The organism is Brucella sp. TWI432 (assembly GCF_039674445.1).
GTDB classification, from domain to species: domain Bacteria; phylum Pseudomonadota; class Alphaproteobacteria; order Rhizobiales; family Rhizobiaceae; genus Brucella; species Brucella chromiisoli.
The window spans coordinates 402,143-421,173 of the sequence record NZ_JBDJNL010000002.1 but is presented as its reverse complement, the minus strand read 5'-3'; the positions used below and the strand labels follow the sequence as shown (position 1 = coordinate 421,173).

Below are 19,031 nucleotides of genomic sequence, written 5' to 3'. Positions count from 1 at the left end.
GTTTTGTTATAGGGCTGGTATGTCGCCCCGCTCCCATCCGGCAGTCGTTTCAGCCGCAAAATCTTCAAAACGGCCTTCCGCAATCGCGGCACGAATGCCCTGCATGAGGTATTGGTAATAGGCCAGATTGTTCCATGTCAGCAGCATTCCACCCAGTGCTTCACCGGATTTGACCAAATGATGCAGATAAGCGCGGCTGTAATCACGCGTTGCCGGGCAGTTTGATTCAGGATCAAGCGGACGATGATCATCGGCATGACGCGCATTGCGCAGGTTCACCTTGCCAAAGCGCGTGAACGCCAGACCGTGACGCCCGGCGCGTGTCGGCATCACGCAATCAAACATGTCGATCCCGCGGGCAACGGATTTCAGAATATCATCCGGCGTGCCGACGCCCATCAGATAGCGTGGCTTTTCTGTTGGCAGGATCGGGCAAACTACTTCGAGCATGTCGAGCATGACGTTCTGAGGCTCACCAACGGCCAGACCACCAACGGAATAGCCCTTGAGGTCCATCGCTTTCAGTGCTTCCGCCGAGCGCTCACGCAGGCGCGCATTGTCGCCGCCCTGCACGATGCCGAACATCGCTTTCCCTGGCTGTGTACCAAAAGCCACCTTGCAACGCTCAGCCCACCGCAGCGACAATTCCATCGCGCGCTCGGTGTTCTTTTCAGGCGATGGCAGCGCCACACATTCATCGAGCTGCATCTGAATATCGCTATCAAGCAGCCCCTGAATTTCGATGGAGCGCTCCGGCGTCATTTCATAAGGTTTGCCATCGATATGCGAGCGGAAAGTCACACCATTTTCATCAAGCTTGCGCAGTTGCGCGAGCGACATGACCTGAAAACCGCCGGAATCGGTCAGAATTGGGCCTTTCCAGCCGCCAAATTCATGCAGACCACCAAGACGAGCCACACGTTCCGCACCCGGACGCAGCATCAGATGGTAGGTGTTGCCGAGGATAATATCCGCGCCCAAATCCTTCACCTGATCCATATACATGGCCTTAACGGTTCCGGCTGTGCCAACCGGCATGAAGGCAGGCGTACGCACCACGCCGCGCGGCATGGAGATTTCGCCCTGACGGGCTGCGCCATCACGCGCTAGTACTTTGAATTCAAAATTTTCGCTGGTCATGGCGTGTCTCTAATGAATTATGCCGGAAAAGGAAACAGGTTCATGCACGTTCTAAAAGGGAAGAGTCCCCGTAGGAATAGAAACGATAGCCTGTGTCGATGGCGCGCTTATAAGCTTCCTGCATGGTTTCAAAACCGCTAAACGCTGAAACCAACATGAAGAGCGTCGAGCGCGGCAGATGAAAATTGGTCATCAGCAGATCGACTGCCCGGAACTTGTAGCCCGGTGTGATGAAAATATCCGTCGGCCCGGCCCATGGGCGAATGATGCCATCTTCACCGGCAGCACTCTCAATAAGACGCAGCGATGTTGTACCAACACAGATCACCCGGCCACCGCGGGCATGAACGGCATTGAGCGCATCGGCTGTCTCCTGCGAAACATAACCGATCTCGGAATGCATCTTGTGGTCCGTCGTATCGTCGGCTTTGACCGGCAGAAATGTGCCCGCCCCGACATGCAGCGTCACGAAATGCTCTTCGATGCCACGCTCGCGGATTTTTTTGAGCAGCTCTGGTGTGAAATGCAGCCCGGCAGTCGGTGCGGCGACAGCGCCTTCTTCGCGCGCGTAAACAGTCTGATAATCGCTGCGGTCGCGCTCGTCTTCAGGGCGCTTGGATGCGATATAGGGCGGCAAAGGAATATGGCCAACGGAAGCAATGGCTTCATCGAGCATGGCACCCGAAAGGTCAAACACCAGCAGCACCTCCCCCGCATCTCCCTTTTCGGCAACGGTCGCGTCGAGAGTTCCAAGGGAACAGCTTGAACCGGAATGACCGAAACGGATGCGATCGCCTTCTTTCACGCGCTTGGCCGGGCGCAGAAATGCTTTCCAGCGATCCGGGCCGGTACGCATGTGAAGCGTCGCACTCACCTGCGAAATATTGCCATCGCGCTCACGCATCCCTTCAAGCTGTGCGGGAATGACTTTTGTATCGTTGAAAACCAGTGCATCACCCGGCTGCAACAGATCAGGCAATTCAAATACCTGTCGATCTTCGAATGGCTGGCCGGGACGCACACGCAACAGCTTGGCGTGATCGCGCGGCTCGGCTGGACGCAGAGCAATACTCTCTTCCGGTAAATCGAAATCGAAAAGATCAACACGCATCATAAACCTCGGCAAAGCAAGAGCGGCCCCGGCAAAACCGGAGCCGCTATATTTCTATAGAAATGACAGAATTAGATGTCGGAAGCGATGCGTGCTGTGACGATCACGTCTGGATCAGTAACAGGTTCGCCACGCTTGATCTTGTCAACATTGTCCATGCCTTCGATAACCTGACCCCATACGGAGTACTGACGGTCAAGCCATGGAGCATCGGTAAAGCAGATAAAGAACTGCGAGTTAGCCGAATTCGGGTTCTGCGAACGAGCCATCGAAGCTGTACCGCGCTTGTGCTGGGTGTTCGAAAATTCAGCCTTGAGGTCAGGCTTATCCGAACCGCCCATGCCAGCGCGTGCGCCGTTGAAATGCGCACCACCCGTCTTGCCGAACTTCACGTCGCCGGTCTGCGCCATAAAGCCGTCGATTACACGGTGGAATACAACGCCGTCATATGCGCCTTCGCGTGCCAGTTCCTTGATGCGTTCGACATGGCCGGGAGCCAGATCAGGGAAGAGTTCGAGAACGACATTGCCCTTGGTGGTTTCAAGAACGAGCGTGTTTTCCGGGTCTTTATAAGCCATCGGGCCTCTCCTATTGAGCGTATCCCCCCAAATTTGATTGGTTTTTGGGACAGGGATACGCGTTGAATTTAAAACTTATTTCTTTTCGATTGTGGCTTTGATGATTTTGTCAGGGTTTTCAACCGAGCCATTGTCGGATTCACTTCCCTTTTTGATCTTATCAACCACATCCATGCCACTGACAACCTTGCCAACCACAGTGTACTGGCCGTTCAGGAAGGCGCCATCATTGAACATAATGAAGAATTGCGAGTTGGCCGAATTTGGATCCTGGCTGCGTGCCATGCCAACCGTGCCACGCACAAAAGGCTCCTTGGAGAATTCGGCTGGAATGTTTGGCAATTCAGAGCCACCGGTACCCACACGCGATGCATTGAAACCCTTGTCGACATTACCAAACTTCACATCGCCGGTCTGAGCCATGAAGCCCGGAATCACGCGGTGGAAAGCAACGCCATCATAAGCGCCTTCCTTTACCAGCTTCTCAATCTGAGCAACGTGTTTTGGTGCAAGCTTTGGTTCAAGCTCAATTGCAACATTACCATCTTTAAGCTGCAAATTAAGCGTGTCCGCTGCCAAGGCAGCCCCGTGAGATAACGCAACAATGCTGGCTGCGGCGAATGCCGAACGAATAAATGACATAACCGAGAAACTCCCTGAATCAGGATTTGAATTTTGCTTCCAGTGCTTTAGCGACAGCAACCGGAACGAAGGGCTTTATGTCGCCTCCCATTGAGGCAATCTGGCGAACCAATGTGGCAGTAATTGTGCGCACGGCAGGATCGGCTGGCAGAAAGACAGTCTGCAATTCCGGTGCCATTGTCCCATTCATGCCTGCCATCTGCATTTCATAATCAAGATCGGTGCCATCGCGCAGGCCGCGCACCATGAGCTTTGCGCCATGCTTGCGCGCCGCATCAATCACCAGTGCATCAAATGAAATTACCGACACACGCTTTGCATCAGCGCCAAGCAATTCGCTGGAGCTTGCGTTGATAAGCGCAACACGCTCCTCAAAGCTGAAAAGCGGTTTTTTACCCGGATGTACGCCGATAGCAACAATAACCTGATCGGCAAGACGGAGCGCGCCTTTCAGGACATCCATATGGCCATTGGTGATCGGGTCGAATGAACCCGCATAAATCGCGATCGTCATTTCTACCAGCTAGCCTTTTCTCATCAGATTTTCAACAACAACCACAATTGGAAAGAAATCAGAAACCAAGAAAACAAATTGAATGAGCAATGAAGCACGATTTCACGACAAGTTCACAACCGATTTACCATCATGAGCGCACCTTTGCTGCAACCTTTTTGCTTCTCAAGCGTATCTATAATGAAAGGATACCGCGATGATGATATTTCTTCTGGCATTATCCATGATGGTAGCAATGGCTGCATCGGCGATTGTTTTGCTTCTGGAAGAGAATGAAGCAAAGCGCCAACGCATACGTCCCGCCGCTTTTAATCTAAACGCCGTGCGTAAATTGAGTTCGCGTTAAATAAAGTTTCAAAGATCGTCAGTGCCCTCCAGTCCTGACATCTCAAAAAGGCCGATGGCTTCCGCCACCGGCCTTTTCATTTGGATCACAGAGCGCGCTGACACTTGCGTATCAGCGCATTTTTTTACTCTTCGCCACCGGCTGCAGGTGCATCACCTTCAACCGCGATTTCATCAATCTCGGCAGCGCCATTCTCTTCATCGCTTTCCGTTTCCGAAATGCGCTCAACCGAGACGACCTTTTCGCCGTCAGCCGTATTGAAGATCGTGACACCCTTGGTCGAACGTCCAGCGATACGAATGCCGCCGACCGGAACACGGATCAGTTGACCGCCGTCTGAAACCAGCAATATCTGATCGCTGGCCTCGACCGGGAACAGAGCAACCAGCTTGCCGATTTCATCGGTTTTCGACGTATCGGTTGCGCGAATACCCTTACCACCACGGCCGGAAACGCGGAACTCATAAGACGAAGACCGCTTACCATAACCATACTCACTAACGGTAAGAACGGTCTGCTCACGCGCCTTCAGTTCCTGATAGCGTTCGTCGTTAAGCTCGGTTTCATTTTCGACGTCTTCACCGACAACAACAATATCATCGGCATCGTCCGCACCCTGCGCACGGCGTTCCGCAATCGAACGCTTGAGGTAAGCTGCACGTTCGGCAGCATCCGCATCAACGTGATGCAGAATAGCCATCGAGATGACCTTATCGCCTTCTGCCAGATTGATACCGCGCACGCCAATCGAGTTACGACCAGCAAAGACGCGCACATCTGTGACAGGGAAGCGAATGCACTGGCCACCAGCACAGGTCAGAAGAACGTCATCGAATTCCGTACAGGTATCAACCGAGAGGATTTCATCGCCCTCTTCTTCGAGCTTCATCGCGATCTTACCGTTGCGGTTGACCTGAACGAAGTCGCTGAGCTTGTTACGGCGAACCGTACCACGCGTGGTCGAGAACATGACGTCGAGGTTTGCCCAGGATTCCTCATCCTCCGGCAGCGGCATGATCGTGGTGATGCGCTCGCCCTGCTGCAACGGCAACATGTTGATGAGCGCCTTGCCACGCGACTGCGGATTGCCGACCGGCAGACGCCAGACTTTTTCCTTGTAGACGATACCGCGCGAGGAGAAGAACAGAACCGGCGTATGCGTATTGGCGACGAACAGACGGGTTACGAAATCCTCGTCCTTGGTGGCCATACCGGAGCGGCCCTTGCCGCCACGGCGCTGTGCACGATAAGTGGCCAGCGGCACACGCTTGATATAACCGGCGTGGCTGACAGTCACGACCATATCTTCGCGAGCGATCAGGTCTTCATCGTCCATTTCGGCGCCACCAAGACCAAACTCGGTACGGCGCGGCGTGGCAAACTCGTCGCGAACAGCAATCATCTCTTCCTTGACGATTGTCATAACGCGAATGCGCGAGCTGAGAATATCCAGATAATCGCGAATTTCTTCGCCAATCTTGTTCAGCTCATCCGCCACTTCTTCGCGACCGAGCGCTGTCAGGCGCTGCAGGCGAAGATCAAGAATAGCACGCGCCTGCTCTTCCGAGAGGTTATAGGTGTTATCCTCATTGATCCTGTGACGAGGATCATCGATCAAACGAATCAGCGGCGCCACATCAGCAGCAGGCCAACGACGCTCCATCAACTGCTCACGCGCGGTTGCCGGATCCGGCGCACGACGAATGAGAGCAATGATTTCGTCAATATTGGCAACTGCGATTGCCAGACCGACCAACACATGCGCGCGATCACGCGCTTTGTTGAGCAGGAACTTGGTGCGGCGTGTAACCACTTCTTCGCGGAACGCCACGAAAGCGCGCAGCATATCGAGAAGATTAAGCTGTTCAGGCTTGCCGCCATTCAGCGCAACCATGTTGCAGCCGAAAGAGGTTTGCAGCGGTGTGTAGCGGTAAAGCTGGTTGAGCACGACATCCGCAACAGCATCACGCTTGAGCTCGACCACAACGCGATAACCATCGCGGTCCGATTCATCGCGCAGATCAGAAATGCCCTCGATACGCTTGTCGCGTACCAGTTCGGCCATTTTCTCGATCATCGATGCTTTGTTCACCTGATAGGGAACTTCAGTGATGATGATCGCTTCACGATCACCACGCATTGGTTCAATCGCCACGCGACCACGCATGATGACCGAGCCACGACCCGTCGTATAGGCAGAATTGATGCCAGCACGTCCAAGGATAATACCACCGGTCGGAAAATCCGGGCCGGGAATAATTTCCATGATTTCTTCCAGCTCAATGGCTGGATTTTCAATCAGCGCAACGCAACCATCAATGACTTCGCCCAGATTATGTGGCGGAATGTTGGTTGCCATACCAACCGCAATGCCGCCCGAACCATTGACAAGCAGGTTCGGAAAGCGGGCTGGCAGAACCATTGGTTCCCGCTCACGGCCATCATAGTTGTCCTGAAAATCAACCGTATCCTTGTCGATATCCGACAGAAGGGATTCAGTGACCTTTTCCAGACGGCATTCGGTATAACGCATCGCCGCTGGCGGATCGCCATCGATGGAACCGAAGTTGCCCTGGCCGTCCACGAGTGGATCGCGCAAGGAGAAGTCCTGCGCCATACGCACCAAGGCGTCATAAATAGAAGCGTCACCATGCGGATGGTACTTACCCATCACTTCACCGATCACACCTGCCGACTTTCGGTAGGGGCGATTGTAAGCGAGGTTCATCTCGTTCATGGCATGGAGAATACGACGATGCACTGGCTTCAAGCCATCGCGCACGTCAGGCAGGGCACGGCTCACGATAACGCTCATTGCGTAATCGAGATAGGAGCGCTGCATCTCCTCAATAATGGAAATCGGTTCGATACCTGTAGGGCCGCTCGGGCCGCCATTCATATCTTCGGAACCGGGTGGAGGCGTTAGATCTGACACTATTCAGATATCTTTCTCAACAGAATCGATAAAGTCACTTTATAGAGCAAAATGGTGCAAAACGCCAATTTCGAGGCCAATTCGAGCAGCTAATTTCGCCCATCTTATCAAGCACTTGAAAGATATTCACATAAACATCGCGTAATGATGTTGCCTGAGCGTGTGCTTTACATCGACCGCGCGGCTTTGATCAGCTACACTCTGCTTCACAAATCAGGCAAAAAATATCAAAAAAAGAGGCGCGTTTAGCATGGGGTTCTACGATACGGTTTTCAGCGCCTTCGTCACCCTGCTTGTCACAATCGATCCGCCCGGTCTGGCTCCTTTGTTTCTTGCATTGACACCCGGCATGGATCGCAACCATCGCGGACAGGTTGCGCTGCGCGCATCCATCATCGGCTTTGGGGTAATGGCGCTGTTTGCAATTGCTGGCGCTCAGATACTCGGCATGTTCGGCATCAGTATCGGCGCTTTTCGCGTCGCAGGCGGTCTGCTTCTCTTCTGGATCGCCTTCGAAATGATTTTCGAAAAGCGAACCGAGCGCAAGGAAAAGAGCGCCGAAGTTGCCATCACCAAAGATCATATCCGCAATATCGCAGCCTTCCCGCTTGCCATACCACTGATAGCCGGTCCGGGTGCAATTTCCGCCATTGTTCTGACGTCCGATTCGTTCACTGGACCGGCAGAACACGCCGTTCTGCTACTGGTCATATTTACCTGCCTGCTCATTACATATCTGGTGCTGTTGCTTGCAGAACGCGTTGACCGCTTCCTCGGAGAAACGGGCCGCTCAATCCTGACGCGCCTGCTAGGCGTCATATTGGCAGCCCTTGCCGTGCAATTCGTTGCAGATGGCGTCAGGTCGCTGATCACAGGATAAGCACATATCCCTCGCCGACACTTAGTTTTCCCTTTAGGCTGCCGATCTGAATTCAATCAGAACCGGGACTGCTCTAAGTGTGCGAGGAAGGCTTCGATGGATGTCGCCACTGCTCCAGAATTATCGATCATCACAACGTCGTCAGCCTGATGATCGAAGCGCACTTCACGCGCCAAACGCTTTTCGATCTGTGCCCGTGTTTCTCGCCCACGTGCTGCCAGTCGCTCAGCCAATACGGACGGTTGTGCAGTTATCAGCACGATGGAACGTGATTGATACTGTCTGCGAATATCCGTCAGAACCCGACGCGAAACATTGGCGATAACAACCACGCCTTCCGCAAGTTTGGTATCCAGCGAACGCGGCAGACCATAGCTCAAACCATGCGCCTGCCATTGAAGCGCATAAGCACCCTCGTCTGCCGCTTTGCGAAAAGCTTCCTCGTCCAGACTGTCGTGATCTTCAGTGCCCGGCATTTGTGGTCGGGTGATAACGCGCCGCACAAAATGAAACCGCGGATCATCTTTCAGTATCTCACGCGCCGCGTCCATAATCGTATCTTTACCGGCACCACTGGGACCGACAACAGCAACAAAACACCCGTTAAGAGTATGATCCGTCCGCATCACAACACACGCGCCCAACAGAAAATCACATCGGAAAAAATAATACCCAGCGAATGGGGATGCAGCAGATCAGCTCTTCCGCCAAAAGCCATTTCACTTCGTTCATCCAGTCCGATCGCAAAAGTCATCTGTCTACGGCGCATTTTATGGAAATAATCAACCAGACGATAACAGATAATAATAAGCTAAAACATCAGCTTATATTATTCTTTTTATCAATCAATCCAACTAAAAAAGCGGGCGCTTGTGACGCCCGCTTTTTTATCAGAATGGAATTTCATCATCAAGGTCGCGCGCGAAACCGCCGCCGCTGCCACCACCCTGATTGGATGGGCCGGACGATCCAAAATCGCTTCCGCCGCCGGAATAATCCGACATCTGGTTGCGATTACCACCGCCGCCGCTGAACGACCGCCCCTCGCCACCACCTTCGCCGCGGCTATCAAGCATCTGAAGTTCGCCCCGGAATTTCTGCAACACGATTTCAGTCGAGTAACGATCATTACCGTTCTGATCCTGCCACTTACGCGTCTGCAGCGCGCCCTCGATATAAACCTTGGACCCCTTCTTCAAATACTGCTCTGCCACCTTGGCAAGATTTTCATTGAAGATGACAACACTATGCCACTCGGTACGTTCCTTGCGCTCACCGGACTGACGGTCGCGCCAGCTTTCCGACGTCGCAATACGCAGATTGGCGATCTGATCGCCTGAATTAAGGCGGCGGATTTCTGGATCAGCACCAAGATTGCCGATCAGAATGACTTTGTTGACGCTACCAGCCATTGAAAACTTACTCCGGATCTCTCGCATCCACCCATCCAGCGCGCTTCTCAGCCCTGCCAAACGGCGTCTACTTTTAAAGAATGGTCAAATACCAAAAGGTATTGGCCTAAAATTCAACTATCACCTTACAGCAGCCACTTCCACCGCGCTCATGCTCGCACGGCGAATTCCGGCAATGTCCACAGAAGTTTATGTTCTTGTTTTGTTCAATTTACAAGCTTGAAATGGATTTTAATGCGGATTTTATACATGGAGAGATAAAGCATGTTGCGGAAAATTAAGGCCCAACGTCGCGGAGAAATTCGTTCACCGGCCTGATTTCCATTCCCCCTACGATCCGAGAACGGCATGTGTAAAACAAGAAGAAAAAGCAAGCGTATTGGATACGATTAAACGCGACACGCTATAGAAACCGGAAAATCTTCGCAGAGTTAAGCCCTGCCGCTCACTGTTTCTTAGGCGCGCAGGGCTTGGGGTTGAGCTAAGCTCTTATATCGACAGTAATTCGCCGATAAATTTATTCGGAAATCTGAGCAACGATGCCAGATTGCCGCGCATTTTTTAAATTTTCTGCAACTACCTGTCTCAATCAAAAATGCATCATTCCTTGCAAATGAAGCAGTTAAGACTGCAAGTAATTGTGCTCTCATCATGATGAAAGCTATGCAACGTTGTCAGGTGGACTCATGCTCCTATCTCCCTGTTACGTTTACTCAGCCAGTCAGACCTCTTGTCGACATCGTTTCAATTCTGCGATGTCCCTCCATCCGGCGAGCAAATATAGTTTGCTCCTGTCAGGAGTAACAGTCAACGCTCTTGCGTTCACATTTCGTATCGCCTATCAGATGACTGGTTGTTCGATCTTTGTTCCGGCGTTAGAACCCGGAAAGCGACTGAACAGCCCCTTTCCTTTGAAAGGGTTCATCCCCATATTGTGGAGCGGCGCACCATAAATTTTTCGGCGCCAGCCACTCTACGACATGACGAAACAGGCAGGACGCGGAATGAGCGATCAGAAATTCATTTCCATACGTGGCGCGCGTGAACACAATCTGAAAAATGTCGATCTTGATCTGCCACGCGACAAGCTGATCGTGATGACCGGCCTTTCAGGCTCCGGCAAATCATCGCTGGCTTTCGATACGATCTACGCGGAAGGCCAGCGCCGCTATGTCGAAAGCCTTTCGGCCTATGCGCGCCAGTTCCTTGAAATGATGCAGAAGCCGGATGTTGATCAGATCGACGGTCTATCCCCGGCCATTTCCATCGAACAGAAGACAACGAGCCGCAATCCGCGTTCAACTGTCGGCACCGTCACCGAAATCTACGATTACATGCGCCTGCTCTTCGCGCGCGTGGGCGTGCCTTATTCGCCTGCAACCGGCCTGCCGATTGAAAGCCAGACTGTCAGCCAGATGGTTGATCGGGTTCTGGCGTTGGAAGAAGGCACCCGTCTTTATATCCTGGCGCCTATCGTTCGTGGGCGTAAAGGCGAATACAAAAAGGAATTGGCCGAGCTTCAGAAGAAGGGTTTTCAGCGCGTGAAGGTCGATGGCACCTTTTACGAAATTGCTGACGTTCCAGCCCTCGACAAGAAATACAAGCACGATATTGATGTGGTTGTGGACCGCGTTGTGGTGCGCCCTGATCTCGGAACCCGCCTCGCCGACAGCCTTGAAACCTGCCTCAAACTGGCAGAAGGTTTGGCAATCGCAGAATTCGCCGACAAACCATTGCTGGCCGAGGATACATCTGCCGGTGGTAGCGCCAACAAATCGGCAAATGAAACGCATGAACGCGTTATGTTTTCGGAAAAATTTGCCTGTCCGGTGTCCGGTTTCACCATTCCCGAAATCGAACCGCGCCTGTTCTCATTCAACAATCCCTTTGGTGCATGCCCGACCTGTGACGGTCTTGGCACGCAACAGGCGATTGACCCAAACCTGATCATTCCCGATCATTCCGCCTCTCTGAAAGATGGAGCCGTTGCGCCATGGGCCCGTTCGTCTTCACCTTATTACAATCAGACGCTGGAAGCGCTCGGTAAAGCCTATGGCTTCAAGCTGAGTGCCAAATGGTCCGATCTTTCCGATGAAGCGCAGACTGCCATTCTCTATGGCACCAAGGGCAAGGAAATCACCTTCCAGTATGATGATGGCCTGCGCGCCTATCAGACCACCAAGGCTTTTGAGGGTGTGATCCCCAATCTCGAACGCCGCTGGAAAGAAACCGATTCGGCATGGTCGCGTGAGGAAATCGAGCGCTTCATGTCTTCAACGCCCTGCCCGGCTTGTAAAGGCTTTCGCCTGAAGCCGGAAGCGCTGGCCGTCAAAGTTGGCATGAAACACATTGGTGAAATCACCGGCATGTCGATCCGCAATGCCGATGCATGGTTTCGTGATATTGATGGCAGCTTCAATGACAAGCAGCGCGAAATTGCAGCCCGTATCTTGAAGGAAATCCGCGAGCGTCTGGAATTCCTCAATGATGTCGGCCTCGACTATCTGACGCTTGCGCGCAACTCCGGCACACTTTCGGGCGGTGAAAGTCAACGTATTCGCCTTGCCTCTCAGATCGGCTCCGGTCTGACCGGCGTGCTTTACGTGCTTGATGAACCATCCATCGGCCTTCATCAGCGCGACAATGCCCGTCTTCTCGACACGCTTCGTCACTTACGCGATCTCGGCAATACCGTGATCGTCGTCGAGCATGATGAAGATGCAATCCTGACAGCCGATTATGTGGTCGATATTGGCCCGGCGGCTGGTGTTCATGGTGGCAAGATCATCGCGCAGGGCACGCCGAAAGACGTCATGTCCAACCCGAACTCGCTAACCGGCAAATATTTGTCGGGTGCGATGGAGGTGGCAGTTCCGGCTGAGCGCCGCAAACTGACCAAGAACAAGCGCATCCGGGTTGTCGGCGCACGCGGCAACAATCTGAAAAATGTTTCGGCGGATATTCCACTTGGTACATTCACCGCTGTAACCGGGGTGTCTGGCGGCGGTAAATCCACCTTCCTGATCGAAACGCTGTTCAAGGCTGCCTCGCGTCGCATCATGGGCTCACGCGAACATCCGGCGGAACATGACCGTATAGAAGGCCTCGAATTCCTTGATAAAGTCATCGACATTGATCAGTCACCGATTGGCCGCACGCCACGTTCCAATCCGGCAACCTATACCGGCGCTTTCACACCGATCCGTGACTGGTTCGCAGGTCTGCCGGAGGCCAAAGCCCGCGGGTATCAGCCGGGACGCTTTTCGTTCAACGTGAAAGGTGGGCGCTGCGAGGCCTGTCAGGGCGATGGCGTCATCAAGATCGAGATGCACTTCCTGCCGGATGTCTATGTCACTTGTGATGTCTGTCACGGCAAGCGTTACAACCGCGAAACGCTGGAAGTGCAATTCAAAGGCAAGTCGATTGCCGATGTCCTTGATATGACGGTTGAAGAAGGAGCTGAGTTCTTCACAGCCGTTCCTGCTGTGCGCGACAAGCTTGAGACGCTCGTTAAAGTGGGACTTGGTTATGTAAAAGTAGGCCAGCAGGCCACAACCCTTTCTGGCGGTGAAGCGCAGCGCGTGAAACTCGCCAAGGAACTTTCACGCAAAGCCACCGGGCGAACGCTCTATATTCTGGATGAACCGACAACCGGCCTGCACTTTCATGATGTGGCAAAACTTCTCGAAGTGCTGCATGAACTGGTTGAACAGGGCAATACAGTTGTGGTCATTGAGCACAATCTCGAAGTCATCAAGACTGCCGACTGGGTTATCGATCTTGGTCCGGAAGGCGGCGATGGCGGCGGTGAGATTGTCGCTGTTGGGCGCCCCGAAGACATCGTGAAGGAAAAGCGCTCTTACACAGGCCAATTCCTCAAGGAACTGCTGGAGCGCCGTCCGGGGCGCAAAGCAGAAGCTGCTGAATGAATGAAAAAGGCGGGTTTTTAAACCCGCCTTTTTCATGCACTCTATTCAACAAATCCCACAATCGGCCCATATCCGCCATGCCATGAGATGTCATTTCTTCCCATGGCAGGATTATAAATTCCAGCACCGCCGCCGCCGTCGAGGAACAGCGCATTCGGACATTTCAGCCCGTCACGAAACAGCGATGCGAAATCATAGAAATTCACCGCATCTTCGCTAATTGCGAAGCGAATGGTCGCATCATCACAAACACCAACACCGCTTCTGCGGGTCCGGTCCGTCGAGTCTTTGATCAAAATCGGGTTGAGCTTGTTCTCAATGACCAGCATCGGTCCGGATTGCGTCGCAAAGCGCGCCTGCGGTCGGCGCTTTAGAAATCGCTCGGTTGAAACAATACCGGCGCTGTCTTTATCAAAATAGAAAATGCCATTGGGCTTTTTATAGAAGTTTGGAACCGGGCCAGACGCACGCTGAGGCGCTTTTGTATCGGCAGCAACCAGTTCCTGCCCATCCTCGACATAAAGCCCCATCGGCGTGAAATCGGTCTGATACATTCCCGCATTAAACGCGAATGACAGCGTCTTGCCTTGCGCAGCCACCGCATCTGCAATTTTCGAGAAATTGCGATACGGCTCACCCTCTGCGCCCTTCCAGAACAGACGCAGGTTTTCTTTGGCCTTCACCGTACAGATAATGAATTTTGTATCCTGAAAGACCTGCTCATCACAGGTGTCCGCCTGTGCCGGTTGCATACCGAAAAGCAGCCCCGCGAAACCGAGGGTCGGAAGTGCCACACTCATTTTATAAAATCGCATCGCAAAACCTCCCCTTATAAAGCAAAAAAGCCCGGTTAAACCGGGCCTTCTCGTATAACTGAGCGCGATCATGCCGCGTCAGTTTACTGGATTAGCCGTTAACGGCATCCTTCAGGCCCTTACCAGCCGAGAACTTCGGCACGTTGCGGGCAGGAATAGCAACTTCCATACCAGTCGAAGGGTTGCGGCCAGTCGACGCTGCGCGATGCGATACCGAGAAAACGCCGAAGCCAGGCAGACGTACTTCTTCGCCAGCCTTGAGTGCACCGGTTACAGCTGCGAGAACTGCGTCAACTGCAGTTCCAGCGTCGGCCTTAGTCAAACCGCCCTTTTCCGCTACTGCGGCGACCAATTCGTTCTTGTTCATAGGCATTTCCTTTCTTTATCTACCGGAACGAATAACGCGACCGGATTGCGTGCAGTTTATTCAAATCGGTTGACAAACCAAGCCTGTCAACACGAAAAAACCCCGGAAACCCGGGGTTAAACACAGAAATGCCGGGCTTTTAGCCCGGCATTGTTAGCTTATTAGGCACAGACAATGATTAATGTGCTGTCGAAACACCTGCTTCGTCGTCCACCGGAGCGGATGCGACAGGCGTTTCTGGCTCTGTCCATTCGATCGGCTGCGGCTCCCGAACCAGTGCATGTTTCAGCACTTCGCCGACTCGCGACACTGGAACGATCTCAAGATTATTCTTCACATTGTCCGGAATATCCGCCAGATCCTTGGCGTTTTCTTCCGGGATCAGAACCTTCTTGATGCCGCCACGCAATGCAGCAAGCAGCTTTTCCTTCAACCCACCAATAGGCAGCACACGGCCACGCAGCGTCACTTCACCAGTCATTGCAATGTCCTTGCGAACCGGAATACCGGTCAGAACAGAGACGATTGCCGTAACCATAGCGATACCAGCCGATGGACCATCCTTAGGCGTTGCGCCTTCCGGCACGTGCACGTGGATGTCACGCTTGTCGAACAGCGGAGGCTCAATGCCGAAATCAACTGCGCGCGAGCGAACATACGATGCCGCCGCCGAAATCGATTCCTTCATCACATCACGGAGGTTACCCGTAACGGTCATGCGGCCCTTACCGGGCATCATGACGCCTTCGATGGTCAGCAATTCGCCGCCCACTTCAGTCCATGCAAGACCTGTGACAACGCCAACCTGATCTTCGCCTTCGGCCTGACCATAACGGAAACGCTCGACACCGAGATAATCGGAGAGATTCTTGTCGGTGATCTTCACCGACTTCTTCTTCGATTTGAGAATCTCAGTCACGGCCTTACGCGCCAAGGTCATCATTTCACGTTCAAGGCTACGAACACCGGCTTCACGCGTGTAAAGACGGATAACGTTGCGCAGCGCATCGTCTGTGACCGAAAACTCCTTCGGCTGCAGCGCATGATCCTTGATCGCCTTTGGCAGCAGGTGCCGCTTGGCAATCTCGAGCTTTTCATCTTCGGTGTAACCGGCAATACGGATGACTTCCATACGGTCCAGAAGCGGACCCGGAATGTTCAGCGTATTGGCAGTCGTCACGAACATGACGTTCGACAGATCATATTCAACCTCAAGGTAGTGATCCATGAAGGTTGAGTTCTGTTCCGGGTCCAGCACCTCAAGCATTGCCGAAGATGGATCGCCACGGAAATCCTGACCCATCTTGTCGATTTCATCGAGCAGGAAGAGCGGGTTGGACTTCTTCGCCTTCTTCATCGACTGGATGACCTTGCCGGGCATCGAACCGATGTAAGTGCGGCGGTGACCACGGATTTCAGCCTCGTCACGCACGCCACCAAGCGACATACGGACATATTCACGACCGGTTGCCTTCGCAATCGAGCGGGCAAGCGAGGTCTTACCGACGCCGGGAGGTCCAACGAGGCAAAGGATCGGGCCTTTGATTTTGGTCGAGCGAGCCTGCACGGCCAGATATTCGACAATGCGCTCCTTGACCTTGTCGAGACCGAAATGCTCGTCATCAAGCACTTCCTCGGCAAAGTTCAGGTCCTGCTTAACCTTCGACTTCTTGCCCCAAGGAATAGACAACAGCCAGTCGAGATAGTTGCGAACAACAGTGGCTTCCGCAGACATCGGGCTCATGCTGCGCAGCTTCTTCAACTCAGCCTGTGCCTTTTCGCGCGCTTCCTTGGAAAGCTTGGTCTTGTTGATGCGCTCTTCGAGCTCAGCCGCTTCATCGCGACCGTCCTCGCCATCACCAAGCTCCTTCTGGATCGCCTTCATCTGCTCGTTGAGGTAATATTCGCGCTGGGTTTTTTCCATCTGGCGCTTGACGCGGCCACGGATGCGCTTTTCAACCTGAAGAACAGAAATTTCAGATTCCATGAAAGCAAGCGCCTTCTCAAGACGCTCACGCACCGAGAGAATCGACAGCATTTCCTGCTTTTCAGGAATCTTGATTGCGAGATGCGAAGCAACCGTATCAGCGAGCTTGGAATAGTCGTCGATCTGGCTTGCAGCGCCAACCACTTCCGGCGAAATCTTCTTGTTCAGCTTCACGTAGTTTTCGAAATCGGAAACCACTGAACGGGCCAGAGCCTCAACCTCAACAGCGTCTTCTTCCGGCTCAGGCAGAGCAGTTGCGTAAGCTTCGTGATAATCCTCACGATCGGTAAACTTGGAAACCTTGGCGCGCGCGGTGCCTTCGACGAGAACCTTAACGGTACCGTCTGGCAGCTTGAGAAGCTGCAGCACATTGGCGATCGTGCCGATCTCATAAATTGCATCCGGTGCCGGATCGTCGTCCGCCGCATTCTTCTGCGTTGCAAGCAAAATCTGCTTATCAACGCCCATCACCTCTTCAAGTGCCTTGATCGACTTTTCGCGTCCAACAAACAGCGGAACGATCATATGCGGGAAAACTACGATATCGCGCAACGGCAGGACGGCATACAGCCCGTCTTCACCATCCGCTCCAGAACCACCCAAAGGAGTCTTCTGTTCAATACCCGTCATTGTAAGTCCTTTCTCAGGTCATTCGACCCGATTGCCACTGGTTATGGCCCCTTTCATAATGAGGCAGTCCATGACCAGTGCTTCGGTCCATAATTGGAGTGTCGAACTCCCAAATTCAAGCTGATTCCAGGGCAGCTTTCATAGAATCGTCATTTATCCTGCGCTGTCACGGAGATTTGTACAATAACAAGCTTTTCCAGAATTCAGCATTTGCCAGGAGATAAACAAAAAAAGGCCGCTTGCGCGGCCTTTTTTCCAAAAGTCCGGCAAATCGTCAAGCCGACGCATTGCCCTTTTCTTCCTGACGCTCAGCGTAGATATAAAGCGGACGAGCGCTTCCATCCACAACATCACCGGAAATGACCACTTCCTGCACGCCTTCCAGCGTTGGAAGCTCAAACATGGTGTCGAGCAGGATCTTTTCCATGATCGAGCGCAGACCACGTGCACCAGTCTTGCGTTCAACAGCCTTATTGGCAATTGCGCGCAAAGCATCGTCGTGGAAGCTCAGTTCAACATTTTCCATGTCGAACAGCCGCTGATACTGCTTCACGAGCGCATTCTTCGGCTCGGTCAGGATCTGTACCAGTGCATCAACATCCAGATCTTCCAGTGTCGCGATTACCGGCAAACGACCAACGAATTCCGGAATAAGACCGAACTTCAGCAGATCTTCCGGTTCCAGCTCTTTAAACACATCACCAATGCGGCGGTCGTCAACCGACTTCACAGTTGCGCTAAAGCCAATCGAAGTCTTCTCACCGCGCGCCGAGATGATTTTGTCGAGACCGGCAAAAGCACCGCCACAGATGAACAAAATATTTGTCGTGTCCACCTGCAGGAATTCCTGCTGTGGATGCTTGCGACCACCCTGCGGTGGAACAGAAGCAACAGTGCCTTCCATGATCTTCAAAAGCGCTTGCTGAACACCTTCGCCCGATACATCACGGGTGATCGAAGGATTATCAGACTTGCGGCTGATTTTGTCGACTTCATCGATATAAACAATGCCGCGCTGCGCGCGTTCAACATTATAATCGGCCGACTGAAGCAGCTTCAGGATAATGTTTTCAACATCCTCACCGACATAACCGGCTTCTGTCAGCGTCGTTGCATCCGCCATGGTAAACGGTACATCAATGATGCGTGCGAGTGTCTGGGCAAGGTAGGTCTTGCCGCAACCCGTTGGGCCGACCAACAGAATGTTCGACTTCGCAAGCTCGATGTCGTTGCTCTTGCTCTGATGTGCAAGACGCTTGTAGTGATTGTGTACCGCAACCGAGAGAACACGCTTGGCGTCTTTCTGGCCGATGACGTAATCGTCAAGAACGTCCTTGATTTCCTGTGGCGTAGGCACGCCTTCACGCGACTTCACCATTGAGGTTTTATTTTCCTCGCGGATGATGTCCATGCAAAGTTCGACGCACTCGTCACAAATAAATACGGTCGGGCCTGCAATCAGCTTACGAACTTCATGCTGGCTTTTGCCACAGAAAGAGCAATAAAGCGTATTCTTTGAATCGCCGCCGCTGTTGCTGACTTTGCTCATTGCAGTTTCCTTTCAATAAACCGAAACGAACAACAACCTCATCGCGTGTTCATTTCGATCGTTTTTTCCGGTTCGGATCCATGAGGGTAAGCAAAACGCCGCTCCCTTCAGGCTCCATCAGCAGCTTTTACGCACTGCTTGTCATTTTGGATCCCAGTCACCGCAGGCTTTCCGACCGAGTAAGCCTTTGATGGAG

Annotated in this window: 15 protein-coding genes; 3 read left to right on the top strand and 12 right to left on the bottom strand. The window is 52.9% G+C overall.

Features of this window, described 5'->3' with window-relative positions:
* Nucleotides 1-6 precede the first annotated feature (6 nt).
* The 5 genes from tgt to coaD all read right to left on the bottom strand — a co-directional run bounded on the left by tgt (nucleotide 7) and on the right by coaD (nucleotide 3,985).
* A complete protein-coding gene (gene tgt, locus ABE527_RS07120; protein ID WP_499696497.1) occupies nucleotides 7-1,140 on the bottom strand; it encodes a tRNA guanosine(34) transglycosylase Tgt in 1,134 nt (377 codons plus the stop codon).
* A gap of 40 nt (nucleotides 1,141-1,180) precedes the next feature.
* Entirely contained in the window at nucleotides 1,181-2,251 is a 1,071-nt protein-coding gene (gene queA, locus ABE527_RS07115) for a tRNA preQ1(34) S-adenosylmethionine ribosyltransferase-isomerase QueA (protein WP_499696515.1), read from the bottom strand.
* A gap of 71 nt (nucleotides 2,252-2,322) precedes the next feature.
* Nucleotides 2,323-2,829 (bottom strand): peptidylprolyl isomerase, encoded by a 507-nt coding sequence (locus ABE527_RS07110; RefSeq protein WP_265984659.1) that lies wholly within the window; start codon nucleotides 2,827-2,829, stop codon nucleotides 2,323-2,325.
* 75 nt (nucleotides 2,830-2,904) lie between these two features.
* Complete coding sequence (locus ABE527_RS07105; RefSeq protein WP_265984658.1) at nucleotides 2,905-3,471, bottom strand: peptidylprolyl isomerase; 567 nt, start codon at nucleotides 3,469-3,471, stop codon at nucleotides 2,905-2,907.
* A gap of 19 nt (nucleotides 3,472-3,490) precedes the next feature.
* Nucleotides 3,491-3,985, bottom strand: coding sequence for a pantetheine-phosphate adenylyltransferase (coaD, locus tag ABE527_RS07100; RefSeq protein WP_265984657.1), 495 nt, complete (start codon nucleotides 3,983-3,985; stop codon nucleotides 3,491-3,493).
* A 196-nt stretch (nucleotides 3,986-4,181) separates the two neighbouring features.
* On the opposite strand from coaD, the gene ABE527_RS07095 reads away from it, so the two are divergent.
* Nucleotides 4,182-4,331, top strand: a complete 150-nt coding sequence (locus ABE527_RS07095; RefSeq protein ID WP_265984656.1) for a hypothetical protein — start codon at nucleotides 4,182-4,184, stop codon at nucleotides 4,329-4,331.
* Between the two features lie 124 nt (nucleotides 4,332-4,455).
* On the opposite strand, the gene gyrA is transcribed toward ABE527_RS07095, so the two are convergent.
* Nucleotides 4,456-7,230, bottom strand: coding sequence for a DNA gyrase subunit A (gene gyrA / locus ABE527_RS07090; RefSeq protein ID WP_265984745.1), 2,775 nt, complete (start codon nucleotides 7,228-7,230; stop codon nucleotides 4,456-4,458).
* A 286-nt stretch (nucleotides 7,231-7,516) separates the two neighbouring features.
* Here gyrA and ABE527_RS07085 point away from each other — a divergent pair, with 286 nt between their 5' ends.
* The gene (locus ABE527_RS07085; RefSeq protein WP_265984655.1) at nucleotides 7,517-8,146 is read left to right on the top strand and encodes a MarC family protein; all 630 of its coding nucleotides are present in this window, start codon (nucleotides 7,517-7,519) and stop codon (nucleotides 8,144-8,146) included.
* Nucleotides 8,147-8,202: 56 nt separating this feature from the next.
* Here the strand turns inward: ABE527_RS07085 and phnN are convergent, their stop codons facing one another.
* Nucleotides 8,203-8,772, bottom strand: a complete 570-nt coding sequence (gene phnN, locus ABE527_RS07080; protein ID WP_499696496.1) for a phosphonate metabolism protein/1,5-bisphosphokinase (PRPP-forming) PhnN — start codon at nucleotides 8,770-8,772, stop codon at nucleotides 8,203-8,205.
* A 264-nt stretch (nucleotides 8,773-9,036) separates the two neighbouring features.
* The gene (gene ssb, locus ABE527_RS07075; protein ID WP_499696495.1) at nucleotides 9,037-9,558 is read right to left on the bottom strand and encodes a single-stranded DNA-binding protein; all 522 of its coding nucleotides are present in this window, start codon (nucleotides 9,556-9,558) and stop codon (nucleotides 9,037-9,039) included.
* A 1,004-nt stretch (nucleotides 9,559-10,562) separates the two neighbouring features.
* Between ssb and uvrA the strand changes: the two genes are divergently transcribed.
* Nucleotides 10,563-13,487, top strand: a complete 2,925-nt coding sequence (uvrA, locus tag ABE527_RS07070; protein ID WP_265984652.1) for an excinuclease ABC subunit UvrA — start codon at nucleotides 10,563-10,565, stop codon at nucleotides 13,485-13,487.
* A 41-nt stretch (nucleotides 13,488-13,528) separates the two neighbouring features.
* On the opposite strand, the gene ABE527_RS07065 is transcribed toward uvrA, so the two are convergent.
* From ABE527_RS07065 to clpX, 4 genes are all read right to left on the bottom strand, one after another.
* A complete protein-coding gene (locus ABE527_RS07065; RefSeq protein ID WP_499696494.1) occupies nucleotides 13,529-14,302 on the bottom strand; it encodes a phosphodiester glycosidase family protein in 774 nt (257 codons plus the stop codon).
* Between the two features lie 91 nt (nucleotides 14,303-14,393).
* The gene (locus ABE527_RS07060) at nucleotides 14,394-14,669 is read right to left on the bottom strand and encodes an HU family DNA-binding protein (RefSeq protein ID WP_007875106.1); all 276 of its coding nucleotides are present in this window, start codon (nucleotides 14,667-14,669) and stop codon (nucleotides 14,394-14,396) included.
* 178 nt (nucleotides 14,670-14,847) lie between these two features.
* Nucleotides 14,848-17,286 carry an endopeptidase La gene (lon, locus tag ABE527_RS07055; protein WP_499694610.1) on the bottom strand — a complete coding sequence of 813 codons (2,439 nt, stop codon included), beginning with the start codon at nucleotides 17,284-17,286 and terminating at the stop codon, nucleotides 14,848-14,850.
* Nucleotides 17,287-17,560: 274 nt separating this feature from the next.
* The gene (gene clpX / locus ABE527_RS07050) at nucleotides 17,561-18,835 is read right to left on the bottom strand and encodes an ATP-dependent Clp protease ATP-binding subunit ClpX (RefSeq protein ID WP_265984650.1); all 1,275 of its coding nucleotides are present in this window, start codon (nucleotides 18,833-18,835) and stop codon (nucleotides 17,561-17,563) included.
* Between the last annotated feature and the right edge of the window lie 196 nt (nucleotides 18,836-19,031).

Bases quoted from the DNA above. Each gene is read 5' to 3' on its own strand.
- ABE527_RS07110 (WP_265984659.1), bottom strand. From the start codon at position 2,829: ATGGCTTATAAAGACCCGGAAAACACGCTCGTTCTTGAAACCACCAAG.
- queA (WP_499696515.1), bottom strand. From the start codon at position 2,251: ATGCGTGTTGATCTTTTCGATTTCGATTTACCGGAAGAGAGTATTGCT.
- phnN (WP_499696496.1), bottom strand. From the start codon at position 8,772: ATGCGGACGGATCATACTCTTAACGGGTGTTTTGTTGCTGTTGTCGGT.
- clpX (WP_265984650.1), bottom strand. From the start codon at position 18,835: ATGAGCAAAGTCAGCAACAGCGGCGGCGATTCAAAGAATACGCTTTAT.
- ABE527_RS07085 (WP_265984655.1), top strand. From the start codon at position 7,517: ATGGGGTTCTACGATACGGTTTTCAGCGCCTTCGTCACCCTGCTTGTC.
- ABE527_RS07095 (WP_265984656.1), top strand. From the start codon at position 4,182: ATGATGATATTTCTTCTGGCATTATCCATGATGGTAGCAATGGCTGCA.
- ssb (WP_499696495.1), bottom strand. From the start codon at position 9,558: ATGGCTGGTAGCGTCAACAAAGTCATTCTGATCGGCAATCTTGGTGCT.
- tgt (WP_499696497.1), bottom strand. From the start codon at position 1,140: ATGACCAGCGAAAATTTTGAATTCAAAGTACTAGCGCGTGATGGCGCA.
- coaD (WP_265984657.1), bottom strand. From the start codon at position 3,985: ATGACGATCGCGATTTATGCGGGTTCATTCGACCCGATCACCAATGGC.
- ABE527_RS07065 (WP_499696494.1), bottom strand. From the start codon at position 14,302: ATGCGATTTTATAAAATGAGTGTGGCACTTCCGACCCTCGGTTTCGCG.
- gyrA (WP_265984745.1), bottom strand. From the start codon at position 7,230: ATGAATGGCGGCCCGAGCGGCCCTACAGGTATCGAACCGATTTCCATT.
- lon (WP_499694610.1), bottom strand. From the start codon at position 17,286: ATGACGGGTATTGAACAGAAGACTCCTTTGGGTGGTTCTGGAGCGGAT.
- uvrA (WP_265984652.1), top strand. From the start codon at position 10,563: ATGAGCGATCAGAAATTCATTTCCATACGTGGCGCGCGTGAACACAAT.
- ABE527_RS07060 (WP_007875106.1), bottom strand. From the start codon at position 14,669: ATGAACAAGAACGAATTGGTCGCCGCAGTAGCGGAAAAGGGCGGTTTG.
- ABE527_RS07105 (WP_265984658.1), bottom strand. From the start codon at position 3,471: ATGTCATTTATTCGTTCGGCATTCGCCGCAGCCAGCATTGTTGCGTTA.